General features: G+C 51.9%; 33 protein-coding genes. 24 read left to right on the top strand and 9 right to left on the bottom strand.

Annotated features, from left to right (window positions below):
• From mazG to ectA, 7 genes are all read right to left on the bottom strand, one after another.
• Positions 1-837: a nucleoside triphosphate pyrophosphohydrolase gene (gene mazG, locus LF95_RS08085; RefSeq protein ID WP_073954453.1), complete on the bottom strand. Its 837-nt coding sequence runs from the start codon at positions 835-837 to the stop codon at positions 1-3.
• Positions 827-1,777, bottom strand: coding sequence for a phosphatase PAP2 family protein (locus tag LF95_RS08080; protein WP_073954452.1), 951 nt, complete (start codon positions 1,775-1,777; stop codon positions 827-829). Before LF95_RS08080 ends, mazG begins: the two co-directional genes overlap by 11 nt.
• Positions 1,774-3,549: an ArnT family glycosyltransferase gene (locus LF95_RS08075; RefSeq protein ID WP_215905658.1), complete on the bottom strand. Its 1,776-nt coding sequence runs from the start codon at positions 3,547-3,549 to the stop codon at positions 1,774-1,776. Before LF95_RS08075 ends, LF95_RS08080 begins: the two co-directional genes overlap by 4 nt.
• 239 nt (positions 3,550-3,788) lie before the next feature.
• A complete protein-coding gene (locus LF95_RS08070; RefSeq protein ID WP_073954451.1) occupies positions 3,789-5,297 on the bottom strand; it encodes an aspartate kinase in 1,509 nt (502 codons plus the stop codon).
• 85 nt (positions 5,298-5,382) lie between these two features.
• Positions 5,383-5,784 carry an ectoine synthase gene (locus tag LF95_RS08065; RefSeq protein ID WP_073954450.1) on the bottom strand — a complete coding sequence of 134 codons (402 nt, stop codon included), beginning with the start codon at positions 5,782-5,784 and terminating at the stop codon, positions 5,383-5,385.
• A 76-nt stretch (positions 5,785-5,860) separates the two neighbouring features.
• The gene (gene ectB / locus LF95_RS08060) at positions 5,861-7,147 is read right to left on the bottom strand and encodes a diaminobutyrate--2-oxoglutarate transaminase (RefSeq protein ID WP_073954449.1); all 1,287 of its coding nucleotides are present in this window, start codon (positions 7,145-7,147) and stop codon (positions 5,861-5,863) included.
• Between the two features lie 110 nt (positions 7,148-7,257).
• Positions 7,258-7,809 carry a diaminobutyrate acetyltransferase gene (gene ectA, locus LF95_RS08055; RefSeq protein WP_073954448.1) on the bottom strand — a complete coding sequence of 184 codons (552 nt, stop codon included), beginning with the start codon at positions 7,807-7,809 and terminating at the stop codon, positions 7,258-7,260.
• 311 nt (positions 7,810-8,120) lie between these two features.
• Here ectA and LF95_RS08050 point away from each other — a divergent pair, with 311 nt between their 5' ends.
• Together LF95_RS08050 and LF95_RS08045 are read left to right on the top strand one after the other, a co-directional pair.
• On the top strand, positions 8,121-8,618 hold the full coding sequence (locus LF95_RS08050; protein WP_073954447.1) for a MarR family winged helix-turn-helix transcriptional regulator: 498 nt from the start codon (positions 8,121-8,123) through the stop codon (positions 8,616-8,618).
• Between the two features lie 198 nt (positions 8,619-8,816).
• Positions 8,817-9,443, top strand: a complete 627-nt coding sequence (locus LF95_RS08045; RefSeq protein ID WP_073954446.1) for a hypothetical protein — start codon at positions 8,817-8,819, stop codon at positions 9,441-9,443.
• A gap of 8 nt (positions 9,444-9,451) precedes the next feature.
• Here the strand turns inward: LF95_RS08045 and LF95_RS08040 are convergent, their stop codons facing one another.
• On the bottom strand, positions 9,452-9,838 hold the full coding sequence (locus tag LF95_RS08040; RefSeq protein ID WP_073954445.1) for a hypothetical protein: 387 nt from the start codon (positions 9,836-9,838) through the stop codon (positions 9,452-9,454).
• 196 nt (positions 9,839-10,034) lie between these two features.
• Here LF95_RS08040 and LF95_RS08035 point away from each other — a divergent pair, with 196 nt between their 5' ends.
• From LF95_RS08035 to LF95_RS07955, 20 genes are all read left to right on the top strand, one after another.
• The gene (locus LF95_RS08035) at positions 10,035-10,235 is read left to right on the top strand and encodes a hypothetical protein (RefSeq protein ID WP_073954444.1); all 201 of its coding nucleotides are present in this window, start codon (positions 10,035-10,037) and stop codon (positions 10,233-10,235) included.
• Positions 10,236-10,447: 212 nt separating this feature from the next.
• Positions 10,448-10,828: a DUF736 family protein gene (locus LF95_RS08030; protein WP_073954443.1), complete on the top strand. Its 381-nt coding sequence runs from the start codon at positions 10,448-10,450 to the stop codon at positions 10,826-10,828.
• A complete protein-coding gene (locus tag LF95_RS08025; RefSeq protein ID WP_073954442.1) occupies positions 10,815-11,186 on the top strand; it encodes a hypothetical protein in 372 nt (123 codons plus the stop codon). The genes LF95_RS08030 and LF95_RS08025 overlap by 14 nt, the downstream gene beginning before the upstream one ends.
• Entirely contained in the window at positions 11,183-11,869 is a 687-nt protein-coding gene (locus LF95_RS08020; RefSeq protein WP_073954441.1) for a DNA cytosine methyltransferase, read from the top strand. The genes LF95_RS08025 and LF95_RS08020 overlap by 4 nt, the downstream gene beginning before the upstream one ends.
• Positions 11,870-11,938: 69 nt before the next feature.
• Positions 11,939-13,147: a hypothetical protein gene (locus tag LF95_RS08015; RefSeq protein WP_073954440.1), complete on the top strand. Its 1,209-nt coding sequence runs from the start codon at positions 11,939-11,941 to the stop codon at positions 13,145-13,147.
• Positions 13,148-13,459: 312 nt separating this feature from the next.
• On the top strand, positions 13,460-14,149 hold the full coding sequence (locus tag LF95_RS08010) for a hypothetical protein (RefSeq protein ID WP_143181968.1): 690 nt from the start codon (positions 13,460-13,462) through the stop codon (positions 14,147-14,149).
• Complete coding sequence (locus tag LF95_RS08005) at positions 14,149-14,790, top strand: helicase HerA domain-containing protein (protein ID WP_073954438.1); 642 nt, start codon at positions 14,149-14,151, stop codon at positions 14,788-14,790. The genes LF95_RS08010 and LF95_RS08005 overlap by 1 nt, the downstream gene beginning before the upstream one ends.
• 234 nt (positions 14,791-15,024) lie before the next feature.
• The gene (locus LF95_RS23635) at positions 15,025-15,147 is read left to right on the top strand and encodes a hypothetical protein (RefSeq protein WP_256359944.1); all 123 of its coding nucleotides are present in this window, start codon (positions 15,025-15,027) and stop codon (positions 15,145-15,147) included.
• Between the two features lie 48 nt (positions 15,148-15,195).
• Positions 15,196-16,014 (top strand): major capsid protein P2, encoded by an 819-nt coding sequence (locus LF95_RS08000; protein ID WP_073954437.1) that lies wholly within the window; start codon positions 15,196-15,198, stop codon positions 16,012-16,014.
• A 51-nt stretch (positions 16,015-16,065) separates the two neighbouring features.
• The gene (locus tag LF95_RS07995) at positions 16,066-16,368 is read left to right on the top strand and encodes a hypothetical protein (protein ID WP_073954436.1); all 303 of its coding nucleotides are present in this window, start codon (positions 16,066-16,068) and stop codon (positions 16,366-16,368) included.
• Positions 16,369-16,377: 9 nt separating this feature from the next.
• Positions 16,378-16,617 carry a hypothetical protein gene (locus LF95_RS07990; protein WP_073954435.1) on the top strand — a complete coding sequence of 80 codons (240 nt, stop codon included), beginning with the start codon at positions 16,378-16,380 and terminating at the stop codon, positions 16,615-16,617.
• Complete coding sequence (locus LF95_RS07985) at positions 16,596-17,012, top strand: hypothetical protein (protein WP_073954434.1); 417 nt, start codon at positions 16,596-16,598, stop codon at positions 17,010-17,012. Before LF95_RS07990 ends, LF95_RS07985 begins: the two co-directional genes overlap by 22 nt.
• Positions 17,009-17,377: a hypothetical protein gene (locus LF95_RS07980; protein ID WP_073954433.1), complete on the top strand. Its 369-nt coding sequence runs from the start codon at positions 17,009-17,011 to the stop codon at positions 17,375-17,377. The genes LF95_RS07985 and LF95_RS07980 overlap by 4 nt, the downstream gene beginning before the upstream one ends.
• Before the next feature lie 8 nt (positions 17,378-17,385).
• Positions 17,386-18,141 carry a hypothetical protein gene (locus LF95_RS07975; RefSeq protein WP_073954432.1) on the top strand — a complete coding sequence of 252 codons (756 nt, stop codon included), beginning with the start codon at positions 17,386-17,388 and terminating at the stop codon, positions 18,139-18,141.
• The gene (locus LF95_RS07970; RefSeq protein ID WP_073954431.1) at positions 18,141-18,416 is read left to right on the top strand and encodes a hypothetical protein; all 276 of its coding nucleotides are present in this window, start codon (positions 18,141-18,143) and stop codon (positions 18,414-18,416) included. Before LF95_RS07975 ends, LF95_RS07970 begins: the two co-directional genes overlap by 1 nt.
• Entirely contained in the window at positions 18,409-18,924 is a 516-nt protein-coding gene (locus LF95_RS07965) for a cell wall hydrolase (protein ID WP_168173674.1), read from the top strand. The genes LF95_RS07970 and LF95_RS07965 overlap by 8 nt, the downstream gene beginning before the upstream one ends.
• 9 nt (positions 18,925-18,933) lie before the next feature.
• The gene (locus tag LF95_RS07960) at positions 18,934-19,203 is read left to right on the top strand and encodes a hypothetical protein (RefSeq protein WP_073954430.1); all 270 of its coding nucleotides are present in this window, start codon (positions 18,934-18,936) and stop codon (positions 19,201-19,203) included.
• Positions 19,204-19,348: 145 nt separating this feature from the next.
• A complete protein-coding gene (locus LF95_RS22940; RefSeq protein WP_168173673.1) occupies positions 19,349-19,498 on the top strand; it encodes a hypothetical protein in 150 nt (49 codons plus the stop codon).
• A gap of 3 nt (positions 19,499-19,501) precedes the next feature.
• Positions 19,502-19,630, top strand: coding sequence for a hypothetical protein (locus tag LF95_RS23630; protein WP_256359943.1), 129 nt, complete (start codon positions 19,502-19,504; stop codon positions 19,628-19,630).
• 2 nt (positions 19,631-19,632) lie between these two features.
• Entirely contained in the window at positions 19,633-19,860 is a 228-nt protein-coding gene (locus LF95_RS07955) for a hypothetical protein (protein WP_073954429.1), read from the top strand.
• Here the strand turns inward: LF95_RS07955 and LF95_RS07950 are convergent.
• Positions 19,857-20,306, bottom strand: a complete 450-nt coding sequence (locus LF95_RS07950) for a hypothetical protein (RefSeq protein WP_073954428.1) — start codon at positions 20,304-20,306, stop codon at positions 19,857-19,859. The genes LF95_RS07955 and LF95_RS07950 overlap by 4 nt on opposite strands.
• A 623-nt stretch (positions 20,307-20,929) precedes the next feature.
• On the opposite strand from LF95_RS07950, the gene LF95_RS07940 reads away from it, so the two are divergent.
• Positions 20,930-22,159 (top strand): efflux RND transporter periplasmic adaptor subunit, encoded by a 1,230-nt coding sequence (locus LF95_RS07940; RefSeq protein ID WP_073954426.1) that lies wholly within the window; start codon positions 20,930-20,932, stop codon positions 22,157-22,159.
• Between the two features lie 24 nt (positions 22,160-22,183).
• Positions 22,184-25,375: an efflux RND transporter permease subunit gene (locus tag LF95_RS07935; RefSeq protein WP_073954425.1), complete on the top strand. Its 3,192-nt coding sequence runs from the start codon at positions 22,184-22,186 to the stop codon at positions 25,373-25,375.
• Positions 25,376-25,493: the final 118 nt, after the last annotated feature.

Genomic DNA, 25,493 nt, shown 5'->3' with positions numbered 1-25,493 from the left:
TCAGCTCTTGCTTGCGGCCTTCTTCCGTTCGGCAATTTTGGCAGCATTCCAAAGATCATCCATTTCGTCGAGGCAGGATTGATCCGGTGTTTTACCCACCTGTGCCAGTTCCTTTTCAATGAACTGAAACCGTCGGGTAAATTTATGATTGGCGCGTCGCAAGGCCACTTCCGGGTCAATTTTCATCTTGCGGGCCAGGTTGGCCATCACAAATAACATATCCCCCAATTCATCTTCCAGGCGATCCTGTACCGGGTTTTCGGTCATTTCAGCGCGTAATTCGCCAATTTCCTCGGTCAGCTTATCAAAAACCTGCTCAATATCGGGCCAGTCAAAGCCGACACGGGCGGCACGTTTGGTCAGCTTTTCTGCCCGCATCAGGGCGGGAAGGGCGGAGGCCACACCATCCAGCGCACTTGGCACGGCATCACCTTTTCGATCTGCCTTGCGCGCGCGTTCGGCCGCTTTCAGTTTTTCCCAGGTCTGGTTGACATTTTCAGGAGTTTTGGCATCCCCGTCGCCAAAAACATGAGGGTGCCGGGCAATCATTTTATCGGTAATGCTTTGGGCGACATCATTAAAAGTAAAAAGCTGCAATTCTTCAGCCATTTGCGCATGAAAGACGACCTGTAACAACAGGTCTCCCAGCTCTTCGCGCAACTCCACCATATCGTTATCGGCGATGGCATCGGCCACTTCATAGGCTTCTTCGATGGTGTAGGGGGCAATCGTCGAGAAATCCTGTTCAATATCCCACGGACAGCCAGTTTTCGGGTCGCGCAGTCGGGCCATGATCATAAGTAGATCATTTATTGCAGTCTTGGAGCTATCGGACATTCCATTTTCTCGATCTTAAAGGGGCGGGTGGTTGCACAACGATATCCGGGACTGAGGAAGATGTCGTCGCCTGCCTGTTCTTTTGCCTTTTCAGCATCTTGCCGATAACATGCCTGCATTGGCGAGCAGATGAAACCCCTAAAGATCGATGTAAACGCCCATCATCGGATAACTTGAATCCGATATGGCGGCGGGCCAAAATACGTGCGCTATAATATGAAAAAGCCGCCCCCAACAAAACACCGGTATAGGCATCAGATGGATAATGCGCGCCCCATATGACACGACTGATCGCCACCCAAAAACCGGCCGCAATAATGAAGCCCCGCCAAGATGGAAAAATTAGCGACAGCGTTACAATCGTCGCACCGACTGTGGTGGAGTGACCAGAAGGAAAGCTTGAATATGCGGCCTTAAAAATCAGGGGATCAAAATGAAAAGCCCCCATTGTGTCAAATAATTTGGGCCGGGCGCGCCCTAGCGGCCATTTGATTGCGATGACAAGCAGGCCACTGGCCGCCACTGTGTAACACAAAAAAGCACTGTAAATGAAGGCGGAATAAAGCGCCATCCGCAACCGAAAACCATATCTTCGGGTGTTTTGAGCAAGCAAAACCAGACATAAAACACCGCTGCCAATCAACAGCCACGATGAATTACCCAGCGCGTTGAGCCAGCCAAATGTATGCAAAAAACCCACTGGCAGGGTTTCGCGCCAGTAATGGCTTGGCTCGTCCAGAAAGATCATGCACAAGCCAGTGCCAATCAGCACAAGGGCGGCCAGGTTTTGCGGATAACATACCGGTAAAACCGAGCTGCCAGATAACCGAATCCGACATTTGCGATTTTTGAAAATGCGGTATGACCCTGTGGCATTTGCGATAATGCGTTGGCAGGTGCCCAGAAATAGCTCTCGAAAACGCATGACATTATCCGTCATTGATCCGTTTTGTTTCGGGAATTCACATAAACTTCGATATTTAAATGATGGCCGCCATTGATATTAAGACCTTGCACCGATGCTGCTGGCTTGGTGCGGAGGCCCATCTTCGCAACTTCGTCAAGAAAGGCGGCCTTTTGACGGCTTTCAATCGCGGCAATTCGGCAGGTGTTTGTTTGATCTGTTGCAGGGGCAATAGCATCGGCTGGTGTGGCTTCCTGGCTGGTTGATAGAAAGTCTGCCGCTTGGGCGCCGGATAAAACGCGCGTATGGGTGCCTTCAAGAAAGATGAAACTGGGTTCGTTAAAGCCAGCAATTGCAACAGCGGGGTAAGGGCAGGGGGCGACTTTTGAAATTGCCGTCACCAGGCGCGAGCTGATCCAGATCGGGCTTAGGGATGGCGCGACAAATCCCCAAAAACCGGTGCTCATTATAATTGCGCCAATAATTGCAAAGGGCATGGCGTGACGAACACGATGTTTGATGATGTAGATGGCCGCGATTATTGCCAGGACGGCAGCAAGAATGGACACGCCGACACCCGGGACAGAGGGAGAAATTTTCAGGTGCAGGGGAAGCACGATTGTCGTAATGGGTAACAAGATTGCAGGCAGAGCCAACACAATTGCACTGCCCCATGCAAGATAGTTGTTGGTCTGACGAACTGTATTGTTATTCCATAGGCTTGCCGTCACGCATATCGCAAGAGCCGGTAAAAGCGGCATGGTGTAGTGCGGTAATTTTGTGCCTGTCAGCTCAAAGACAATCCAGGACGGGACAAACCAACAGGCGCAAAACTGGACCATTTTTTGCGAACGTTTGCGCCACAGATGTGGCAGGACCAGCACAAAAAATCCGGTAAGCGGCCAGAACACAAAGAACATAAACACCAGGTGCATCCCTGGTGGCTTGCCATGACTTTCCTGGCCCCCGACCACTTTTCCCAGCAGGTCATGACCGATGGATTCCTGAAAAAAGGAATAGTCAGTCAATTTTGCAATCGCAAAAAACCATGGCAATATCAGAACACATAGCCATAAAAACCCATATAACGGTGCGGCGGCTTTGAACCACTTGATGTCCCGTTTTACGACACAAAGGCCCAGCACCGTAAAGCAGACAACCATTGGCGCAATCGGCCCCTTGATTAAAATCCCCACGGCAAGGGCTGTCCAAAAAACAAAGGCCAATCCCCAGCGTGGGTGCTGTGTTTGCCTAAGCCAAAGGCGGGCCAGCGCTCCTTGCGCCATCAGAATGGTCCATAAAAGGGAAGCGTCGGTTTTTGCCAGGCGGGATTCAACGCCTAAAATAATCGTCGACCCAACAAAAAGGGCAGCAATAAAAGAGGCTTTGGGATCGCAAAAAGCCCGGGCAACCCAATAAGTCAGCAGAATGGCCAAAATGCCACCGGCAAAGGAGGGCAGGCGGTAAACCCAAAGCGGGGCCCTGGCATCATGCCCGGTCAAAAGGACTGCGGCAGATTGCAGCCAGTATATTCCGACAGGTTTTTTATAGCGCGGCTGATCCTGAAAGCGAATATCGACATATTGACGGGTTTCAAGCATTTGCTTGGTCGCCTGGGTGAAACGCGGTTCATCGCGATCAAGCGGCGGCACCTGCCACAGGCCTGGTAAATAGGCGATCACACCAATAAAAAACAGCACCAGCGGCAATATCAGGTCGCTGCTTATGCCTGACGGGCGGAAACGCGATAAAAGCGGTGTTACAACCGATTTTCGCACATGAATATCCATCGCAGCATCATTAGTCATATGTGTCTATTTGCATGAAATCACTGGATTACAACGACGGAAAAGGAAACTCGGCGGCGTCGTCAGGGATTTGATAGGACGTTTTGTTGAATATTAAGGTGAGGGCTGGGCAGCTTGCTAGTGCCGGGCGGAAAGTTCTTTTCTCTGTTACCTTTAAGTAATCAAACCGTCATCCAAACAAAAACAGCCACGTCAAATCAATGACGTGGCTGTTTGGCGATCGTTTTCAGGATTGAAAATCAGGCGGCAGACAGTTTTACCTGGTCTTCTGAACCGCTATCCTCATCCGAGGATTTGGCTTTCTTTGAGGTGTTTTTTTTGCCTTCGACCAGACCGCGATGCAGGGCAACGATTGCTTTGTTAAAGTCGCTTTCTGTCACCACGAATTGCAGGTCAACCCGGCGACTGGGCGAATGGCTGGCAACCAGTTCAACACCGGCATCATCAAGGATGCTGACCGCACGGGCAAAAAGGCCCGGCTGGTTGATGTTGGCACCAATGACCGAAACAATCGCAACCTTGCGCGTTTTAACCGTCGCTTCAGGCTGGCGGGTTTCAATCTCTTCAACACAACGGCGTATCTGCTTGAGCGGCGCTGAAACATAATGCGTAATCGTATTCGCATTCAGGTTCTTTGTTACGGTCGGAACCTTGTAGCGTTTCAGAACACTCAGTACTTCCTCTTCCGCACCCGGCACACCAACCATATCCTGGTTGAAAACCTCGATCTCGAATGCAGCACCGATGCCGGTCACAATCTCGACACGGCTGTCGTCCGGTTTCCAGTCATCATCAATAACAGTACCCGGATGTTCGGGCTCAAAGGTATTGGCAATACGCAGAGGAATACCGTTCTGGCGCAGGCCCTTGGCCGCACGCGGATGAATGGCTTCCATACCCATGTTTGACAGCTGGTCAGCAACGTCATAGCTGGTGCGTCCGATCGGACGGACCGCATCCTCACCAACAATGCGCGGATCGGCACTGCTAAGATGGAATTCCTTGTGAATGATGGCCTCATGCGCACCTGTCAGGCAGGCAATGCGCGAGAAGGTCACTTCACTGTAGCCACGCCCATAGATGCTCATCAAACCTTCGCTGCACTGAGCATAGCCGGTTACAATCGGCAGCTGGGAGTTCACATCAATATTGTCAAAAACACTATTGATGCGTTGATCCAAGGTCGATGCTTCGGGCTCGCGCCAGCCGGAAAGATCGGCAAATACGGCATTTACGCCCTTGCCGCGCAACAGCAACATGGTGTTGTGTGCACTGTGGGCTTCGCCAATGGCGCTTAACATTTCACGTACGGTTAGCAGGTGTTTTTCCAGCTTGAAATGACCAAAGCTGCACAGGCGATGCAAATCCATCAGGCAACTGCGTGTACCTTCAACGCGTTCCTGAACAAAGGAATTTGCCAGCTTCAGATCGTTCTGATCCTGAAAAATTTCCTCGTTCAAGGCACACATTTTATCGGCTACCTTGGTCAGGGCGTCACCCCATGCCCAATCCGTTTCCGAACCGGCATAAAGCTGGTAGACGCCCGCCTCGCCGGTTTTTTTGTTTTCAAGCAGCAGGTCGGTAAAGCCGCCATAGGCTGAAACAACAAAAATCCTGTTATAAAGGTCGCTCTCGCTGCGATCACCAACCAGAATGTTATCCATCACAGCCTGAACCTGCGTCATGGACGTTCCACCGATTTTGTGGACACTATGTCCGGCGTCCGCTTGTTTACGGGCTGAAACCATGATGCCTCCTTTAGGGGCCGTTTCCTTGAAAGTTTCTCTCTTGGAGCGGGGCAGGGTATGCAATACCTGCCCCGTCTTACAGTTGTTAACTGGCAAGGGCTTCGCCATCGAGCGGATAAACACCATTTTCGTCATGGGTTTCGCGGCCGTTAAGCGGCGGATTAAAGGCACAGGCAACAACCATGTCTTCCGTGCCACCCCGCAGGTAATGGCGATCATGTTTGTTCAGGATGTAAACAGTTCCCGGTACGATCTTGTATTTCTTGCCATCTTCAATGGTTTCAACTTCGCCATTACCCGAAATGCAGTAAACCGTTTCAAAATGGTTGGCATAGCAGATTTCGGTTTCGGTACCGGCATAGATGGTCGTGATGTGGAACGAAAAGCCCATGCCATCATCCGCCAGGGACAAACGGGTGCTTTCCCAGTTGTCCGAAACAACACGACGGCCAGATTCTTCACATTCTTTCAGTGTACGAACAATCATCTCTAACTCTTTGATCTATCATATATAACTGGGTGAAGTGGGTGACGGCACGTACCGTCACCCTAAAAGACTTTTATTATTCGGCTGCGGCCTTTGCGGTCACAACGTCCTTGCCCATGACCTTGGCGGTCGACATTTCGAGAATATCCAGGCCATGCGCCAGATCTTCCATCGAAATAATCAGGGGCACCAGGCATTTGACAACTTCATCTTCCGGGCCACTGGTTTCGATAACCAGGTTATGAGTGAAGCATTCAGATGTTACCTTGTCGGCGATTTCGCCGTTTTCAAAGCAAATCCCCTGCATCAGTCCGCGACCTTTGCGATAGATGCTGCCATTGTCACCATAGCGCGAGGCGATTTCTTCAAGGCGCTTGCCAAGAAATTCGCCTTTTTCCTGGATGCTTTTGGCAAACGCATCGTCCGACCAGAAATGATCCAGCGCCGCAGCAGCGGTGATAAAGGCATGATTGTTGCCACGGAACGTGCCGTTATGTTCGCCCGGATGCCATACATCGTATTCCGGTTTGATCAGAACAACCGCGAACGGAAGGCCATAGGCTGAAAGGGATTTCGACAGCGTCACAATGTCCGGTTTAATACCGGCCGGTTCAAAGCTGAAGAATGTACCGGTACGGCCACACCCAGCCTGAATATCATCAACAATCAGAAGGATGTCGTGCTTGCGGCACAGGGCCTCGACTTTTTTCAGCCAGTCAAAGTCAGCAGCATTAAGGCCACCTTCACCCTGAACAGTTTCAACAATGATGGCTGCAGGCAATTCAACGCCGCTGGAATTGTCGCTCAGGACGCGGTCAAGATAGTCGGTGGTATCCACACCATCGCCCATATAACCGTCGAACGGGACAGAAACGGCATTATCCAGCGATACGCCAGCAGCACCACGGTGATGTTCGTTACCGGTAACAGCCAGCGCCCCAAGGGTTACGCCATGAAAACCGTTTGTAAAGGAAATGACGTTTTCACGGCCTTTCACACGGCGTGCCAACTTCAAAGCTGCTTCAACAGCATTGGTACCGGTCGGGCCGGTAAACTGGATTTTATATTCCATATTGCGCGGTTTGAAGAGTTTCTCTTCCATCGCGGTCAGGAATTTTTCCTTGGCGCTGCTGTGCATGTCAAGGCCATGCGTGATGCCGTTTGACTTGATATAGTCAATCAGGGCTTCCTGAAGAACAGGGTTGTTGTGCCCGTAATTCAGACTACCGGCACCGGCGAGGAAGTCCAGATAACGATTTCCATCCGTATCCGTCAGCCAGGCACCTTCGGCTTTATCAAAGGTAACAGGGAAGGAGCGTGCATAGCTCTGAACTTCCGACTCAAGGCGATCAAATACAGTCATAACTTTCTCTTTCTTTTGGGAAGAAATAAAATTCGTCTGGCAAATTAAACGCCGAAGGTCCGGTTTTGTTCCGGAAATTCGGCGTTTTTTAAAATCACGGCGTAAGAGCCTCAGGCAGCAACGCGTTCAACATCAACCCGCTCAAACGGGCCGATCTGCCAGAGAATTTCGCTGGCGGCTGCGCCATCAAAATGCTTCTCACGGTCAAAAAGCACCTTGCGGTTAACGTCTGTTTCCAGCTCGCGGGCCACGGACCTGAAAACACCCTGAGACGGTGCATTGGAGGTCGTAATGGTCGTATGAAGCTCCGTTACATCATGGCAGATCCCACGATCCAGAATATCGAGGATCATGCGCTTGCCAAGTTTAAGTCCGCGCGCCTTGGGAGATACCGCGACCTGCCAGATAAACAGGCGCTCCGGGGCTTCGGGCACAAGGTAGCCGGAAACAAACCCCACAACTTCACCGTTAAGCTCTGCAAGGGCGCAGGTCGGCGCAAAATGGGAACATTGAAGCAGGTTGCAATAAACAGAGTTCTCATCAAGCGGCTTGCAATCTGCAATCAACTCGTTCACCGCCGCTCCGTCTGTGGAATTCGGCTTACGAATAACCAGATTCTTGGTCTTGCTTTTTGACTTGCCGTCGCTTGTGGCAACTTTCATCGTTCTATCTGCCTAATTGTTTCGCCAATCGATCTAGATGAATGAAAAGAAATATAGATTATCGATACATTTTAATCAACATCATTGATCCTCCGCAGTCAAAAATTTCGATTAATTCATTGATATAAAACGTAAAAATAATTTTTATTATGATGCGGAACAAATTCATTATCAAAGTTTTTCAGCGTCACAAAAATATAGTATTCGATATAAACTTACATAGTTTTGCGATTGATCATGAGAAAAGCCTTTGTCTTTCAGGGGTTTGAGGGCTATAAAAAAATCTGGAATGAGTTCTATCGGATCCGCAAATGGACAAGTTGCACGACGCATTGATTTCAATTCGCCGCATTCTTCGCGCCAGTGACATTCATGCCAAACGGCTTAGTAAACTCGCTGGCCTGAAAACATCACAGTTGCTTGTCTTGCAGTCTCTTGACGATGCAGGGGAAATGACCGTTGGCGAAATCGCGGCTAAAGTGAACCTTGCCCAGGCCTCGACTACTTCTCTTGTCGATAAATTGCAGTCAATGGGACTTGTGAAGCGCGCCCGCGGACATTCCGACAAACGCAAAGTATATGTCAGGCTGACAGATATGGCGCATGATGTGCTGGGCAAGGCGCCGATGGCATTGCATGACCGTTTTTCCGAGAAATTCAAGAATCTTGAGGAATGGGAGCAAAGCTTTCTCGTCGCCGCTTTACAGCGGGTCTCAACCATGATGGACGCTGGAGATATCGATGTCGCACCACTTCTTGATCATGAAGCAATCGTCGAAAAGAGCCCCGATACCGGAAAAAATGTCTGAGCCAATGACGGTTACACATTGATTATCGGTTAACTTAGACGGGCAGGGTGTAATTGCGACGCGGGTGTTTTTTATCTCTATGCTGGTGTCGCACTGTTATTATTTTTCCGGTGAATGGCTGCTGGAACCTTTCACGTTTTTATGACGTTAAAGGTGCGTCTTGAAGGTTTTCCTCAATTCGCAGTCTCGCAGGTTTGCATGCTTGAATGGATCACGACTCACAATACCGTTCTCCAGCTAGCCATCAGTTTTGTTACGCTGGGAATTTGGATCTTTTATGCCCAGATCCTGCTTGCGCAATATCGGCGTACCAAACGTCCCAAAATCCTGATCAACCAAACCCGTGGACGCACACTGCATTCGCGGTTTCTTGTCAGCAATATGAGTCTGGAAAGCGTCCATATAGAAGTCATTCTGGTCGGGCTTTTTAACAACGATGAACAAACATGGCACCTGGTTAGCGACTGGGAACCCATGCAGGAGGACAGCCAGGCTGACACGAATGCTTACGGAACGTTTCAGGGGCCTTTGGCGGCCGGATGCTCCCTTGACATTGGCGACATCAAACGGCTGATTTCACAGCGTCATGCGGAAGATCACAAACGAGGCGAAGCCGGGCTTGTGACAGATCAAGGTATCAAATGCCGTTCCTTTGAAATTATGGTTGTCGGGGTTTACAGTTCGGAAAATGGTGTTATCGGGGCCAGCCGGACATTCGATATTGATGAACACGGTCATATTCATCCACGGGATGCTGAAACCCGGCAATGCCGGTCGCGCAACGAAAGACGGCGCATGCAGAAACTTCATCGTCGGTATCTGTAGACTGGAAATTATTTGTCATAATATATACCATTGAATACCCCATGCAACTGGTCGGCGTGAGCAGGGGTAGACGTTCCGCTAAAGGCTGCAATAATAAAAAACATAGCAATTCCAAGCATCGCGGCGGCTTTTAATTTGTCCATGAGGCGCGAATACAAGGGCGCGGCGGCACCATCCATGTTGCGCCAAATGTTAAGGCTTAAAAGGGCCTCGGTTTCGTCCATGTTAGCAAGACTGGCAATCTTGATCATTGTGTTGTCAGAAGGCCAAGCCTTTTTTGTGCGGAAATGGTTAACTGATCCCGGCGACAATCCCAACTTGACACTCAAAGCGCGATCCGAGCGCAACTTTTCGTTGATGATGGCGGCGTCCAAATAATCGTCAATCGTATTCATAGCAACCTCCGTTTCCCAGAAATCAATATGTCATGTGATATTAGACATTGACAATGATTTCTGATTTGTTTTGTCTAACGTCATGTGACGTTGATGCGTTGCTAATAGCGATCCGTTTTCCCAGCGGTCGAGGGGCTGGCTACCCGGCTGGCCCCTCAAATCCCGGGAACGGTAAATGGGAAAAGGGAACCGAAAAATGACGCAATCAAAGCAAAATCAGGGCAATTCAGCGCGCAAAGCGATGATCTGGGCGGTTTTAGCCTGTGAGGTTGCAGAAAAAGCAATGCTGGAAGCCGCGGTTAAATGCCACGAGGCAGGGTTAGGCGATATTGCAGAAATCCTTGAAGCACGCGCAAGGCAGGCCAACACGGACCAAACCAGCCTTTTAAGTCTTTAAAGTTTCGCCCGGTTGAGGCTGGGGAGCCAAAATTACCGGGGGTTTGGAAGGGGCGTTTTGCGCTTCTCCATCAAGCGGGGCGGGCAGTGCCGTAAGTCACCACAAGGTAATGCGCCAGATGTGAGCAACGAAAACCTGCCGCCCCCTTTTAAACCCAAAGAAAACCCTCTGCGCGAAGCGCCAATTTGCAATCACACTAGGGAAATGGACCGATGAATGTTTTGAATTTTGATGAAAAGTTCACCAGTGCAAACGGCAAGTTTGAAACGCTGGATTTCGGGATTGACATTGAATTGCATGCAATCCCTGAAAACTGGAAAAGTGGCAAACCGCCCGTTGGTGATGAAAACGGACCGGGACGCCCTGCCTTCGACGTTTTCGGGGCCGGTCGCCGGGGTGCTGTTAAGATTGGCGCGGCATGGATCAAGGAAATCAAGCGCGGGGACAATGCAGGCAAAAAGTTCCTGACCATGACGCTCGACGATCCCAGCTTTCATATGTCGCTGAACCTGACAGCGTGGGAACTGAAAGCCGGAACCTACGAAATCAAATGGGAGCGCCCGCGCCGGGCGGGTGCAAATGCAGCCGCTTAACAGGGCAAACGAGCAAGGGCGGGACCGTAAGGCCCCGCCCGTTCACATGGTGGCCTTTGGAGAAGCTTTGCAGCGGTGCAAGCACGTCTTTGTTGAATGGAATGAGGACGGTAACGAGTTTGCCGCATTCCTTCCGCGAGATCGCGGTTTTGACCTGCTGGCAGCTTGCGAAAAGATGACGCTAGCAGAACCGGCCCCGATAGACAGCTTTGAAATCTGGCCGATGTGCAGGCTGCTGACCCAGTCAACGCTTAACCGTTTGTGGGGGCAGGTGCGCAATCTGCGCGAGTTCAACAATTATCGCATGTGGTCAATGGAGTTTGCCAGGTGGGGCTATGTCGAGGGGTTTGAGCGATGAAAGCTCTTGATTTGTTTTGCTGTGCAGGTGGCGCGTCTAAAGGGATAGCCGAAGCCGGTTTTGAAGTGATCGGAGTGGATCGCAAGTATTCAAAAAACTATCCATTTCCAAAAATCGTTGGTGATGTTTTCGAGGTTCTGACCTGGCTTGATCTTGGCATGTTTGATTTTATTTGGGCTTCGCCGCCATGCCAGCAATTTTCAAAAGCGACACCAATGGACAGGCGGGCCTTGCATGAAGATTTGATAGAGCCTTGTCGTGCGGCGCTTGAAGCATCCGGCAAGCCTTATTGTATGGAAAATGTTGAATGTGCGCCCTTGCGACCTGATGTCGTTTTAACCGGGGACATGTTCGGATTAAACACTTATCGCAAACGCATTTTCGAGGTGAATTTTCCTGTTTTGGCCCCTGCGCCCGGGCCGCGATTTGGTCCAGATACGCGGCCCGGATCGGTCACTGTCGCCGGTGGTGGCGGGGGGTCAGCTGGCACGTTCTCGGCCTGGTGCGACGCTATGGGAATTCATTGGATGAACAGACGGGAAATTGTGCAGGCAGTCCCGCCAGCATATTCGCGGTTCATTGCTGGCTGGGCCAAGAAAGTGATCGATGACCAGGCCAATAATGACCTGGCTCACTTCCATGCCAAGAATACGGCCGGCCAGGCCGAATTGTTGCCAGGTTAGAGAGGCAAAAGGGGGCATTTTTGTATCACGCCCCCTTCTGATTACAACGGATGACTGGGAACGGGAAAAATGGATTTAATTTACGCGGGTTTTGATGGCTTAGACGTGACGTTTCAGGGTTTCATTCCATTGCGGGCGGTCGAATTGTTTGAAGCTGCCAAGGTGACAGCGCAAGAAACCAAGCAGGAAACCTTTGCGCAAGTCGGGAAATTTAAGGGGCATGTCGCTGAAACCGGGGCGCGGGGCGGGTATACCTACCGGGTTGATACAGGCAACCTTGGCTTTACATGGTTCTTTTCCAAATCGCAGAAGCGGGAAGGATGGAATATTCGGGTTTCCTGCAAGTCTGCGACCCTGGCCGCCTATGGCTTTGAAGGGGCCATATCGCGCATGTATGCGGACCTTGACGCGGTTGGCGCGACCGTTCTGCAAGAGGCAATAGCCCGCGTTGATTTTGCAATGGATTGGCGTATGTCCGGCGATTTTCGCCTTGATCCACATCGTTTTGCCTTGCACGGAACAACCAAGGCAGACATGCACGGGGAAGAAATCGGGCAGCACTGGCAAAAGCGCCAGTGTACCGGCTTGACCATTGGCAAAATGCCGGGGCGGCAAATCTGCATTTACGACAAACGTCGCGATATTGTCGCCAAGCGTAAAGATGAATGGTGGAAGATTTGGGGGATTGACCGGGACGAATTTGAAGCCTCCGGGGATCAGATGTGGCGCATCGAATTACGCGCCGGGAAGAAACATTTAAAGGATCAATGGGGCGTTACGTCATGGGCCGATTTGCGGGCCAAATTAGGCGACATATATGCTCACGCGCTCCTACGTATACGTTACAAGGCCGAATTGTGGGACGAGGCCGATAACGTAACGCGGATACCCGACGATGAAATGTGGGAAAGCTGCCGCCGTGTCGTCGGGGAAAACCTGTTTGAATATACCAGCAATGCCACACCGGGCGTTGTGAAACAGGTCATGCAGGAACAGCAACGGCAAACCATTTCCGCAATGATGATCGGTCTGTCTGCAAATTTTGCCGTTCTGGCCGGGGTCCACAAAGACCGACTGGCCGAACTGCCTAAACTGATTTCCGAAATGATTGCCAACAACGTGAAAGGAGAAAGCGCCAAGGAGTTTAAGGACAAAATGACAAAGGTTTTTCGCCGGTATGAAATCCATGACGAAGATGGGGTGATCCTTGATGAACGAACAATTGCAGCGTCTCAAGCAGCGCATTGCGGAGGCGAAAAAAGTCCCGCTATTTGCTAAGGCGCAACAAGCAGAATTGGCCTTGCAGGATGCGGTTGCATTGATGGAAACAATGGCCGCACGGATCGAAGCCTTAGAAAATGGCTACCGTTGATCCGGGGACAGTGATCGAAATTGGTACTTGTTCGGGGTGTGGGAACCCCGTGCATATCAAGGCCAATAAAAACCAGATCGCATATTACTTTTGCACACCCAACGACATGAATAATGGTCAAGGGTGTTCGCACCACGAAAAATGGGGACGGGTCGCTTCAAATCAGAAATTGCGCGCTTATTGGGATGCCAAAAAAGCGCATGAACGCAAGGGCTTTGATGATGACCGAACAAAACGAATGGTTGCCGGGGGCAACGACCAGCAAGACGACAAAGAACAACCTGAAATCCAGCACGGCCATAAACCCCGAGCGGTTGACGCAATCCGGGAATATCTCCGATCCTGAACCGGACTTTGCAGCGGGGGCCGAACATTTGGCGTCCTTCACGGTTGACCCGATTGAAGGCGAGGGGGACGATTTTGGTGGCATGGAAGGGATTACCACCGAAACCGACACAGAAGCCGGGGAAATGGGGGAAGGTGCCACACAGGCCGAATTTATCGGCAAGGATGCGTTTTTTGTCGGGTTTTGTGCCGCCTTTAACCTGACCGCACTGATTCCGCCTTATGTGCAATCTCTCAAGATCGAAAAAGACGAAATGCAGCAAGCCCGGGCTGCATCGGATGAAATGTATGAAATCTGTCTGGAAACACCGGGGCTGCATTTCATTATTCAGCCGGGGGGCGTCTGGTACAAGCGCCTGTCCGTTATCGGCATGTTTGCAGTGCCTAAGGTCATGGGTGTTGCCAAGGAATTGCGTGAAAAACGCATTGCCGCCCAAAACGCCGCGCTGTGGGCCGAAAAGAAACGGGCCGGGGCAAACGATGCCGAACCGGCCAAAGATGCGCCACCGGGCGAAAAACAGGCTGAAACCCCCGATGTTGTTGGCTGGGCACCCGCTGCATAATGGTCGCGATTTCGGACGCGGGACGGATCGGCATTTGGGGCCGGTCCGGTTCCGGCAAATCACGCCGGGCAAAGGCGCTGATTGCGAAATGCAAGCGGGCGGTCATTTTCGACACCCAAGACGAATACAGCGAGGTGAAAGGAGTTTTCACAGTACGATCCATTGATGAGGTGCGCCGATATATGGCGCGAAACTGGAAACGCAATTTCAAGGTGGCTTATGTGCCGCCCGCCTGTGCCGAAATGGAGGCCCTGGACAGATTGTCCAAGCTGCTGAAACTGGCACAAACGCCATTTTTTGAAGGCAGGGACAATCGCCAGATTACGCTACTGGTTGAGGAAATGCACACGTCATTTCCTGTAACCGGCATCCCGCGCAAGTTTGGCGGTTTTGGTGATCTTTGCTCACGCGGTCGTCATTCAGGAATTAACATTATTGGCGTTTCGCAACGCATTGCCAACGTAAACACAAATTTTCGTGGCAATTGCACCGAAACTTATGTTTTCCGGCAAAAAGGGCCGCGTGACATTAAAGCAGCGTGTGATGAACTTGGCGGGGTGAAACCGGAACAAATTCAAAGCCTTCTGCCCCATTGTTACCTTTGGGAAAAGGATGGTGAAATCCGTAAGGGAAAAAACTGAAAAATCATGATTTTTCCTACGTAAGGTAACGTAACGTTACCTAGATTTGAGTTCCCGAAAATTTGGGCGTAACCCGGTTGTCAACAGGCGACCGGGCTTTTTTGTTTTCGGCGCAAAGTTGGGGGTTCTCGTGAACGTTAAATCAATCGCTGTGACCGTTGCGACTTCGGTGCTTGCAATGGTCATTTACGACAAATTCATCAAAGCCAACGTGTAAGGCTTTTCGGGGGAAAAATGACCAAAGACATCAAGACGGTGGGCCTTGTCGCCCTTGGGGTTCTGGTTGCCGGTTACATCATGAATGTCGGTTACGGCATTTCTGTTGTTAAGCAGGCGTCCGACGGCTTCGACATGTGATCTGGCGCGGCCAGATAACGAAAAGAAAACAGGGGGAGCCGCAAGGCGATGACCACACGAATTTTCAAGAAAATGCCGAACGGTTCGGGCATTGGTGCGGGCCAGACGGCCACTTTCAATCTGCCGCTGGGCATTACGTATTATCAGCTTATGCTACGCATCCGTGCGGACCTTGGCAGCGGCATTGTTGACGTGCCGGTTTCCAGCTTGGGCGATGTGATCGGCGAAATTCGCTTGTATATCGACGGACAGGAAAGCATCCGCGTTGATGCGGCTGATCTCGCCGTGATCCTGAAATATAAAGGGCAGACGGTTAAAGCCGGTGCCTTGCCCTTGATGTTTGCTAATCCGTCACAGCGCACAGCGGCTGGTGAGGATGCCCCGGCCATCGGCACGGCGGATATTCAGTCGCTTTCGCTTGAAATTGACATCAAGGACGGTGTGACGTCCCCGGGACTGGTGGTTTATGCCCGGATCGGGCCGAATACGCCGCTCGGCCAGTTTTACGCGATCAAGAAATATCCGTTTAACGTTGGCAACCAAGGCACCCGCGAATTGCAGGATTTGCCGCGCACGTCCTACAACCTGCTGGCAATGCACATCAGCACTGATCAGATTTCGAGCGTTCAGCTTGAAGCAAACCAGCGCATTATCCGCGATTTTGACCGGGTAGTGGGCGAGGCAACGGCCATCCAGACCGGCAAGGTATGGCAGCCCGGTTTCACGCACATTGACATGGTGGAAAGTGATCGGCTTTCAGACATGCTACCGATGCTGCTGGAAGATTTCCGGGTACGCCTTGAAATGGGCGCGACCGGCAATTTCAACCTGTACACCGAAGAAGTGCGCGGGGCGGTTGCTGCCTAATCGGAATAGGCCGGGGTGCTTATGCACTCCGGCTTGCCTTGGGGGGATCACATGGCAGAACAAGACAATCAGACCAGTCCGGGGGGCTGGGAAGGCGCATTAGACAACCTGTTTAAGTATTTTGGACAGGCCAAAGATGCGGTCTTTTCGACCTATTCCGATTGGCAAAACACCTTTGGCGGGGAAAACAATGCCAGCAATTCCAACAATTATGCCGATGGTGAGAACTATAACAGCGGTTGGTCAAATCCGGCTGCCCCGGTGCAAGCCAGTAATCCCAATCTTGGGCTTTACATCGGCGTTGGCGTGGCACTGCTGGCGGGGATGATCTTGATCACGCGAGGGCGCAAATAGGGGGCGAACATGTTTCAGGGTCTTATGAGCATGTTCGGCGGCGGCATGGCTGGCGGGGGTGGCGGTTCGTTTATCGACACGACCAGCCATGCCACGGCGGGCAGCAAAGCCGATAGCGGGCATATTTATTCCTACAATACGGCCCCGTTTTCAGTCGGTGGCGCGGCTCAAACGCCGGTCAACCTGATTGCGTCCGTTGTGCCTTGGATTGTTATGGGGGGAGTGGCATGGCTGGTCCTGAAAAAATAAACATCGGCCTGTCACAGTGGGATCAAACGGCGGCGGACCATATCCGCCCCGTTGTCCTGCCTGAATGCCCGGCGGGTCTTGACGGATTGCGCAATGATGTTGAAAGCGGTCGCGCCGCAATTCTCGCGGTCGAGGCCAGGGGCGAACGCATTGGCACCCTGCTTGTCCGCATCGAGCAGGGCGGGGACGGCAAATATTTTATCATTGAATGCGCCAATAGCCATTTGGCCGGGGTTGATCTGGTTAAGACCTGTATGCCGGCCCTTGAAGCATGGGCGAAAAAGCTGGGTTGTCGGGCCGTTGACGCGCCAACGCATCGCCCCGGCTTGGTGCATAAGATGAAAAAACAGGGCTACACCGTTGCGAAAACGGTCATGAGAAAGGTTCTGGTATGAGCGCGGGTTTCAGTCATTCGAGCAGCAAAAGCAGCACGACCAGCCAGAACTATGACCAGCGGGCCGGGGCCGACAACGGGTCTATCGCGGCAAGTGGTAGCGCATCCGTTACGATTGACGCGACCAGCCCGGAAGCCTTCGACTTTGCCGGGGACGTTGCCGCCGATGTGATTGACCTGACAAGCGTTGTTGTCGGGAGCACATTCGGGGCGCTGTCAGACGCGAACAAGACGGTAGGTGCTGCAATGGAAGCAGTGCGTAAAGCCAACACGTCGGAAACCGCAAACACGCTTGAACTGTTGATCAAAATCGGCGTGCCGGTCCTTGGTGCGGCCTTCATCCTGCCCGCAATTCTTAAGAAATAGGTTTAAACATGAGCATTACCCGTTATCAGACTTATGCAGGGACGATCCAGCCGGGCGAACTGTTCACCATCACGCGGGCAGGGCGTTCTGTTACCTGTTTTGAGGCAAGTGCTGCCCTTGAAATCGTCATTGATGACGGTTCAAGTTCTGCATTCTTTGCCGGTGTCAGTCTGGATTTTGATTACGAGTTCAAACGCATCCAGTTGCTGAACCCGAACGACACGCCCGTAACGTTTCAGATTGCAACCGCGATGGGGCGCGTCAACGACAACCGCCTGACTGCATCCGGCATTTTGCGCGTTGCTGATCCTGATACCGGGGAGAGTTTTGCCGCCTTAAAAGGTAACGGTGATGTAAATAATACATATTGGTACCGTTTTAGTCGGTCTGCCTTTGAAGAGACCGGTTATCAGAGCAATTTCAAAGCACCAAAACACAAAGTCGGCGCGTCATTTGCGTCAAGAATAAACGTAGATGCTGTGCCGTTTGTGATGCTTGACCCAGCATCTAACACGAATGGGGTCATTATTCGCACGGTTACCGGAGCTAATGCCGCTGGGGATGCTTGCGCTGTTTTTGTCGGTCCAGACGCACCGTCTTCATGGAATGACGCGACGAAACGTAAAATACTGCAATTTTATAACAATTATACAGTTGCTTATAACTATTGCGATCCGATTTATCTCCCTGCTGGTGACGGCGTCTATTTTATTGGCAGCGGCTCTAATTCCGGTTCGCTGCAACTGACGTGGGATTATCTGTGATGACAAACATGGAAATCATGCAGTTGGCCTATCAATTGCGGGGCCAGGGCGACGACCGCCCGCTTTCTGAAATCGTTGCCAGCGTTAAACAGGACATGGCGGTTTTTGAACCTGCTGCACCCGGTCCCGACGATGTTGTCGGGGGTCGCGTCGATCAGTTTCCGGACGGTCGCCGGGTCACAACCGAAATTTTCGCTGATGGTGCCGAAAAGGTCATTAAGAGGGAAATGGTTGAACTGCCAAAACCCGAACCGGAGGCCGCGCCAAATGAATAAAGATGCACTTTTGCTAATCGGTGCCGGTGGGCTTGCCTATGCCGCTTTCATGGCCGCACGGTCGGGCGCTACCGAACCGTCAAACTATGACGTCGGGTCAAATCCCGGTCGCACGGCGCAAGATGTTGACATCCTCGCCCGCACGATCTGGGGCGAGGCACGCGGCGAGGGCACTCGCGGTATGCAGGCCGTGGCGAACGTGGTGATGAACCGGGTTGCAAAACAGACTTGGTACGGCAAAACCGTTGTCGAAGTCTGCCAGAAAAAAGGCCAGTTTACGGCCTGGACAAAAGGCGATCCGAACTATCAACCGGCCCATGCCGTAACCACGAACAACCCGGCCTTTGCAGAAGCCTTGCAGATTGCCGCCCGTGCGGTTGCTGGCACGTTGCCAGATATTACCGGGGGCGCGGATCATTATTTCAATCCCAACGTGGTTTTACCCAGTTGGGCGCAAACAATGAGCCACCTTATCGACATTGGCCGACATGCCTTTTATCGGGCGTAAGGGGGAATAATGGCGGTCTATTACGATCCAGACTTACACGCGGTCGAATATGCAAACGGTAAATGGTTGGCCTGCAACGCACTGGATCAAACCGCCTGCATTAACATGGCGGAAGAGGTCGCCGCCTATGAAAAAGAGCCGAACGCAACGCCGGGCCCGTTTGAGGGCAATGACACGCCGCTTGTGGTCGGTATCGAAAAGACCGTGATCAATTGGCCGTTAATCGGCCTGCTTGTCGCCGGGGCTCTGATGGTCATGGCAAGTTTTAAAAGGGGGTAATCGTGCGCTTGGGGTTGCGATTGCAGACGATCAATAAGGGGGAAAATGACATGGCCAAGACTGGCTTGAAATCAAACGGACGACTGAAAAAAGGCTATCGTTTCGCTAAAGGCGGGCGCGTGGTCAAGGCCAAAGGCCGCAAGTAATGCCGGTATTGCTTATCGGGGTTGCTATCGGTGTGGTTGTCGGTGGTGGTGGGGTCTGGCTTGCCAGTGACGCCGCGCAAAAGGTCGGTAATGCGGCCCTGATCGGCGGCGGCATCTATCTGGCTGGCAAATACATGAAAAAATGGTGAGCTATGGATTTGCCAATTGCCGAAATCTTGCAGGGGGGCGGAAATCTCGCGTCTATCGCCCTTGTGCTGATCATGTGGCGGTTTGATCGCCGCTTGTTGAAACTCGAAATCCAGCTTTCAGGGGAGCATTAAGAATGTGGGAAAAAGTGAAAGACCGTCTCAAGGAACCGTCCACTTATGCAGGGCTTGCCGGTGTGATTACGTCGGTGGGTGTCTTGGGGAAAATCAACGAAGCCCCGGCGATTGCAGATACCGTCACGAATGCGGGCCATGCCATCGCCCAGGGCGATTATGCAACCGCCATCGGCGCAGGTCTGTTTGGTCTGCTGTCGATCTTCATGCACGAAAAGGGCGGACGTTAACCCGTTTCGACCGAAATTTTGGCAATGATGCGGCCTATCTGACTTGCGGATAGGCCGATTTTTTGTGCGATTTCCTTATTCGTGTGCCCGCGTCGCTTCAGTTGCATGATTTTTTGACCCCGTAATTTGACATAATCACGGGTCTTTCGCTTTTTATGCAACCGCCATCTTGCAAAAATTGTTGCCTCTGGAAGGCGGGTCTCTGCCACAACTTTACGTAGAGCGGTAGCTTCATCAAGGCCCTTGTCGATCTTGGCGCGTATCGCGTCTACGGTCGCGTCAATTTGCTTGCGATAATCGCGCACGTATGCTGTGTGATGGTCGCGCTTGCGATTTGCCTTTGCAAAGTCTGCGCAAGTATCGGCTAAGTACTGGAAATGTTGGGATAGTCTGTCTAATTCGGCGGGAGGTAGCGTTTTCAGTGAGAGTACGGGAAAGGAGATCATTGTTTCTATGCTTTTACAGGGACGTTTAACCTGTTGTTTTTTAAAGCATATATCAATCGCCTGATGTACTCGGTTAATGATCTTAATTTGTCATAATATATATTATAGAACTTTTGGTGGTGCAAAAAGAAACGCCCGTTTCTGCCGCTCTGCTCATGATTTCTAGACGTATGTTCCATTCTCGTAGGCCATTGCGTTAACTTGAACAAACTCTGCACTTCAAACCTTAGTGGATTTCCGTATCGTCTCCATATCTCCTTATCTGAATGCAGAACGATAACCCTCTGGATTTCTTAAGCACATATATCTTTGCGGCGCTAATTTGCAGGATCGTGCAAAAAACGGCGATCATTGCTCTAACGTAGCGGCTCTGATTGTACGTATCTTTTGCCACATATTCCCCGATTGCTTCGGCTGGAACTTCCTTCCCGGACTTTCTCATATCACATCATTGCTATACCGATTTGTCGGCGCATTGAGTGCGTGATTTGTATTGAGATTTGGCTTCGTTCTTATTTTGGAACGCTAAGTGTTGGAAACACCAGCTATTGCAATCTCGCATTGCGGCATATGGTCGCACCAAAGTTGCATGTCATATGCCCAATGAAATCTGGAGAGACATAGTGTCATCGAAATCCAAATTGCGATACGGGGCTGGCGCTGTCATTGCTGCGCTGGTTGCCCTTGGCGCGAGTGGATTGGTTGCAGTGCCATTCATTCACGCCGAAGAACAACAGGAAGCCCCTGCTCCGGCCCAGGCCCCCGCGCCGGTTCCGGCGGCTGTTGCCGAAATTCACAATCAAAATATCACCCGTTGGTCACGTTTTTCGGGCCGACTGGAAGCCATTGATCGTGTTGAAATACGCCCGCGCGTGGCCGGGGCGATCAAGGCAGTTCATTTTCGCGAGGGCGAACTGGTCAAACAGGGGGATTTACTGTTTACCCTGGACCCTGCCCCATTTGAGACCGAGGTTGCCCGTGCAGGAGCTGCCGTTTCTTCGGCCCGGTCGCGTCTGAAACTGGCAACAACGGAGCTTGAACGCGGTAACGAGCTTTGGAAAACCCGTGTTATTACCCGCACAATTCTGGATCAACGCCAGGAAACCAAACAGAATGCCGAAGCCGACCTGCATTCGGCCCAGGCACAGCTTCGTTTCGCCAAACTTAATCTGGGTTATACTGAAATCAGAGCACCAATTTCAGGCCGTGTGGGCGACATTCGCCTCACCCCAGGCAATCTGGTTGCTGCCGGTGCAAATGCCGAAATCCTGACCACGCTGGTCTCGGTTAACCCAATCTATGCGACATTTGATGTCAACGAACAGGCATTGTTGCAGGCCATGCACCAAAATGACGAGCCGTCTGTCGATACCGTTCAGAAAATCCCGGTGCAGCTAAGCAGTGATTTTATTGGCCCTGATGTCATTACCGGTCATGTTCAGATGATCGATAATGAATTCAACTCAAAAAGCGGCACCATTCGCGTCCAGGCCGTGTTTGACAACAAGAAAGGCCGTCTTGTACCGGGCCAGTTTGCCCGCCTTGAATTGGGCCAGGCCAATGCTGGCAAGGCAATCATGATTGCCGAACGCGCTGTTGGCACCGATCAGGATAAAAAGTTCGTTCTGGTGGTAAACCCACAAAATGTTGTCGAATATCGCGAAATTCGTGTTGGTGACGAACAGAATGGCATGCGCATTGTCACAAGTGGCCTAAAAGATGGCGATCGTATCCTTGTCGAAGGCCTGCAGCATATTCGCCCGGGTATGACCGTCGCCCCTGAAATCGTTTCTATGGATCGTCGTGCCGTCGTCGAGGCCGGTCGTACAATTAAGGGAGATTCCCGCTCTTAATTAGGGGCTCGGGACACCAATTTTATGAACATCTCAAAGTTTTTTGTCGATCGCCCGATCTTCGCGGCGGTGCTGTCACTGCTTATCCTGTTGGCAGGGATTATCTCGATCCCGTTGCTGCCAGTGGCAGAATATCCCGAGGTCGTGCCGCCTTCCGTGGTGGTGCGGGCCCAATATCCGGGGGCCAACCCGAAAGTGATTGCGGAGAGTGTCGCAACACCGCTTGAAGAATCCATCAACGGCGTTGAAGACATGCTTTACATGAGCAGTCAGGCGACCACCGATGGCGTCATGACACTAACCGTGACCTTTGCGCTCGGAACAGCCCCGGACAAAGCCCAGCAATTGGTTCAAAACCGCGTTTCACAGGCAGAACCGCGCCTACCTGAGGAAGTCCGGCGCCTGGGTGTCACAACGATTAAAAGTTCACCAGATTTGACGATGGTGGTTCACCTGGTGTCGCCCAACGGGCGGTACGATATGAACTATCTGCGTAACTATGCCATCCTGAATATCAAGGACCGTCTTGCGCGTATTCAGGGGGTGGGCCAGGTAAATGCCTTTGGCGGCGGCGAATATTCCATGCGCATTTGGCTGGACCCGCAAAAGGTTGCCGAACAGGGCCTTTCGGCCAGCGATATCGTCAATGAAATCCGCGATCAGAACGTTCAGGCGGCAGCCGGCGTTATCGGGGCGTCCCCCTCTTCCCCCGATCTTGACCTGCAATTGTCGGTCAATGCCCAGGGCCGCCTGGAGGACCCGGAGGAATTTGGCAACATCATTGTACGTTCGGGGCCCAATGGCTCTGTTACGCGGCTGCGCGATGTGGCCCGCATCGAAATTGGTGCCGCCGATTATTCCCTGCGCGCCCTGCTTGACAACAAGGATGCGGTCGGCCTGGGTATTTTCGCGGCTCCCGGGTCCAACGCGATCGACATTGCCGATCATGTGCGCGAGACGATGAAGGAAGTCAAAGCCTACATGCCGGAAGGCGTTGATTACAAAATCGTCTATGACACGACTGAATTTGTTCGTGCCTCGATTGATGCGGTTATTCATACCCTGCTTGAAGCCATCGCTCTGGTGGTGCTGGTGGTAATTGTCTTCCTTCAGACATGGCGGGCATCGCTGATCCCGGTTTTGTCCGTACCGGTTTCCGTGGTTGGGACATTTGCGGTGATGTATCTGTTTGGCTTCTCGATCAATGCGCTTAGTCTGTTTGGACTGGTGCTTGCCATCGGGATTGTCGTGGATGATGCCATCGTTGTTGTTGAAAACGTCGAACGCAATATCGAATTAGGCTATTCACCGCGCCAGGCAACCTATCGCGCCATGCGGGAGGTTTCAGGACCGATTGTCGCCATCGCCCTGGTGCTGGTGGCGGTGTTCGTACCGCTGGCCTTCATTAGTGGTTTGACCGGACAGTTCTATCGTCAGTTCGCCCTAACGATTGCCATCTCGACGGTGATCTCTGCCATTAACTCGCTCACCCTGTCACCTGCCCTTTCTGCCCTGTTACTTAAAAAGCATGATGCCCCGCGCGATTTGCCAACCCGCATCCTTGATGGGGCATTCGGCTGGTTTTTTCGCGGCTTTAACAAGGTGTTTACCAAGGGATCAAATGGTTACAGCAAAAGTGTTGGCGGCATCGTAACCCGCAAAACCGTCATGATGGGTCTGTATCTGGCACTGGTTGCCTTGACATTCGGCCTGTTTCGCGAAATTCCCCGTGGCTTTGTTCCGTCACAGGACAAACAATATCTGATCGGTTTTGCCCAGTTGCCTGATGGCGCAACATTGGACCGCACTGACGATGTCATTCGCAAGATGGGCGATATTGCTCTTGCCAATCCCGGTGTTGCACACGCAGTATCTTTCCCGGGCCTTTCAATCAATGGCTTCACCAACAGTTCAAACTCCGGCATTGTTTTTGCCACCCTCAAACCTTTTGCTGAACGCAAAGACCCGAGCCTGAGCGCCGGTGCCATTGCCGGGCAACTTAACCAGCAATTCGCCTCTATCCCGCAGGCCTTCACGGTCATCTTTCCCCCACCGCCGGTTCAGGGGCTGGGCACAACGGGCGGCTTTAAAATGCAGCTCGAAGACCGTGCCTCGCTGGGCTACAAGGCACTGGATGATGCCCGCAAGGCATTACTGGCCAAAGCCTATCAAACGCCTGAACTGGCGGGTGTGTATTCGACTTATCAGGTTAGTGTTCCGCAGCTTTATGCCGACATTGACCGAACCAAAGCCCGTCAGTTGGGTGTTTCGGTCAGTGATGTTTTGCAAACCATGCAAATCTATCTGGGCAGCATGTATGTCAATGATTTCACAATTTTTGGCCGGACATACAGCGTGCGGGTACAGGCAGATGCCCCTTATCGAGCCCACGAAGACAATATCGGCGACCTTGAAGTGCGCAGTGCCAATGGTGACATGGTGCCGTTGTCAGCCGTGCTAAAGGTTTCCCCGACCTTCGGGCCGGAACGTGCCATGCACTATAATGGTTTTCTGTCGGCCGATATTAACGGCAATCCTGCCCCGGGTTATTCATCGGGTCAGGCGCAGGATGCCCTGCAACGCATTGCCGACGAAACCCTGCCGCCGGGCATTTCATATGAATGGACGGAACTGACCTATCAGGAAATCCTTGCTGGCAACACGGGTGTTATCGTCTTTCCGATTGCTCTGCTTCTGGTTTTCCTGGTTCTTGCCGCGCAATATGAAAGCCTGACACTGCCCATCGCGATTATCCTGATCGTGCCGATGGGGCTTCTTTCCGCCTTTACCGGGCTGTATCTTACGGGTGGAGAAAATAACGTTTTCACCCAGATCGGCCTTATGGTTCTGGTCGGGTTATCGGCAAAAAATGCGATCCTTATTGTCGAATTTGCCCGCGAGCTTGAATTTGGCGGTAAAACACCCATCCAGGCTGCGATAGAGGCCAGCCGACTGCGTCTGCGTCCGATCCTGATGACATCGATGGCCTTTATCATGGGGGTTGTACCATTGGTTCTTTCCACTGGCGCAGGCGCTGAAATGCGGCAGGCAATGGGGATTGCGGTATTTTCCGGCATGATCGGGGTTACGGCCTTCGGTCTGTTTTTAACCCCGGTTTTCTACGTAATGATGCGCCGCCTCACCGGAAACCGGCCTCTCACCCAGCATGGCCATGATAACGAACATATTCCGATTGTCTCGCACCCGGCTGAATAAGCAGGTCGTCACACAATCGTGAAAAAACATCCTAGAGCTCCCGGATCATTCGGGAGCTTTTTTCGTTCATACTCAATAATCTAATTCATTCTTCTGATCCTGTTTTCGTATCTTCTTT

It is taken from the genome of Thalassospira sp. TSL5-1 (genome assembly GCF_001907695.1).
Taxonomy (GTDB): Bacteria; Pseudomonadota; Alphaproteobacteria; order Rhodospirillales; family Thalassospiraceae; genus Thalassospira.
Note: the sequence above shows the minus strand (reverse complement) of the source record. Positions and strands in the feature narration are given on the sequence as shown.

Bases quoted from the DNA above. Each gene is read 5' to 3' on its own strand.
- mazG (WP_073954453.1), bottom strand. From the start codon at position 837: ATGTCCGATAGCTCCAAGACTGCAATAAATGATCTACTTATGATCATG.
- LF95_RS08080 (WP_073954452.1), bottom strand. From the start codon at position 1,777: ATGACGGATAATGTCATGCGTTTTCGAGAGCTATTTCTGGGCACCTGC.
- LF95_RS08075 (WP_215905658.1), bottom strand. From the start codon at position 3,549: ATGACTAATGATGCTGCGATGGATATTCATGTGCGAAAATCGGTTGTA.
- LF95_RS08070 (WP_073954451.1), bottom strand. From the start codon at position 5,297: ATGGTTTCAGCCCGTAAACAAGCGGACGCCGGACATAGTGTCCACAAA.
- LF95_RS08065 (WP_073954450.1), bottom strand. From the start codon at position 5,784: ATGATTGTTCGTACACTGAAAGAATGTGAAGAATCTGGCCGTCGTGTT.
- ectB (WP_073954449.1), bottom strand. From the start codon at position 7,147: ATGACTGTATTTGATCGCCTTGAGTCGGAAGTTCAGAGCTATGCACGC.
- ectA (WP_073954448.1), bottom strand. From the start codon at position 7,809: ATGAAAGTTGCCACAAGCGACGGCAAGTCAAAAAGCAAGACCAAGAAT.
- LF95_RS08050 (WP_073954447.1), top strand. From the start codon at position 8,121: ATGGACAAGTTGCACGACGCATTGATTTCAATTCGCCGCATTCTTCGC.
- LF95_RS08045 (WP_073954446.1), top strand. From the start codon at position 8,817: ATGCTTGAATGGATCACGACTCACAATACCGTTCTCCAGCTAGCCATC.
- LF95_RS08040 (WP_073954445.1), bottom strand. From the start codon at position 9,838: ATGAATACGATTGACGATTATTTGGACGCCGCCATCATCAACGAAAAG.
- LF95_RS08035 (WP_073954444.1), top strand. From the start codon at position 10,035: ATGACGCAATCAAAGCAAAATCAGGGCAATTCAGCGCGCAAAGCGATG.
- LF95_RS08030 (WP_073954443.1), top strand. From the start codon at position 10,448: ATGAATGTTTTGAATTTTGATGAAAAGTTCACCAGTGCAAACGGCAAG.
- LF95_RS08025 (WP_073954442.1), top strand. From the start codon at position 10,815: ATGCAGCCGCTTAACAGGGCAAACGAGCAAGGGCGGGACCGTAAGGCC.
- LF95_RS08020 (WP_073954441.1), top strand. From the start codon at position 11,183: ATGAAAGCTCTTGATTTGTTTTGCTGTGCAGGTGGCGCGTCTAAAGGG.
- LF95_RS08015 (WP_073954440.1), top strand. From the start codon at position 11,939: ATGGATTTAATTTACGCGGGTTTTGATGGCTTAGACGTGACGTTTCAG.
- LF95_RS08010 (WP_143181968.1), top strand. From the start codon at position 13,460: ATGATGACCGAACAAAACGAATGGTTGCCGGGGGCAACGACCAGCAAG.
- LF95_RS08005 (WP_073954438.1), top strand. From the start codon at position 14,149: ATGGTCGCGATTTCGGACGCGGGACGGATCGGCATTTGGGGCCGGTCC.
- LF95_RS23635 (WP_256359944.1), top strand. From the start codon at position 15,025: ATGACCAAAGACATCAAGACGGTGGGCCTTGTCGCCCTTGGGGTTCTG.
- LF95_RS08000 (WP_073954437.1), top strand. From the start codon at position 15,196: ATGACCACACGAATTTTCAAGAAAATGCCGAACGGTTCGGGCATTGGT.
- LF95_RS07995 (WP_073954436.1), top strand. From the start codon at position 16,066: ATGGCAGAACAAGACAATCAGACCAGTCCGGGGGGCTGGGAAGGCGCA.
- LF95_RS07990 (WP_073954435.1), top strand. From the start codon at position 16,378: ATGTTTCAGGGTCTTATGAGCATGTTCGGCGGCGGCATGGCTGGCGGG.
- LF95_RS07985 (WP_073954434.1), top strand. From the start codon at position 16,596: ATGGCTGGTCCTGAAAAAATAAACATCGGCCTGTCACAGTGGGATCAA.
- LF95_RS07980 (WP_073954433.1), top strand. From the start codon at position 17,009: ATGAGCGCGGGTTTCAGTCATTCGAGCAGCAAAAGCAGCACGACCAGC.
- LF95_RS07975 (WP_073954432.1), top strand. From the start codon at position 17,386: ATGAGCATTACCCGTTATCAGACTTATGCAGGGACGATCCAGCCGGGC.
- LF95_RS07970 (WP_073954431.1), top strand. From the start codon at position 18,141: ATGACAAACATGGAAATCATGCAGTTGGCCTATCAATTGCGGGGCCAG.
- LF95_RS07965 (WP_168173674.1), top strand. From the start codon at position 18,409: ATGAATAAAGATGCACTTTTGCTAATCGGTGCCGGTGGGCTTGCCTAT.
- LF95_RS07960 (WP_073954430.1), top strand. From the start codon at position 18,934: ATGGCGGTCTATTACGATCCAGACTTACACGCGGTCGAATATGCAAAC.
- LF95_RS22940 (WP_168173673.1), top strand. From the start codon at position 19,349: ATGCCGGTATTGCTTATCGGGGTTGCTATCGGTGTGGTTGTCGGTGGT.
- LF95_RS23630 (WP_256359943.1), top strand. From the start codon at position 19,502: ATGGATTTGCCAATTGCCGAAATCTTGCAGGGGGGCGGAAATCTCGCG.
- LF95_RS07955 (WP_073954429.1), top strand. From the start codon at position 19,633: ATGTGGGAAAAAGTGAAAGACCGTCTCAAGGAACCGTCCACTTATGCA.
- LF95_RS07950 (WP_073954428.1), bottom strand. From the start codon at position 20,306: ATGATCTCCTTTCCCGTACTCTCACTGAAAACGCTACCTCCCGCCGAA.
- LF95_RS07935 (WP_073954425.1), top strand. From the start codon at position 22,184: ATGAACATCTCAAAGTTTTTTGTCGATCGCCCGATCTTCGCGGCGGTG.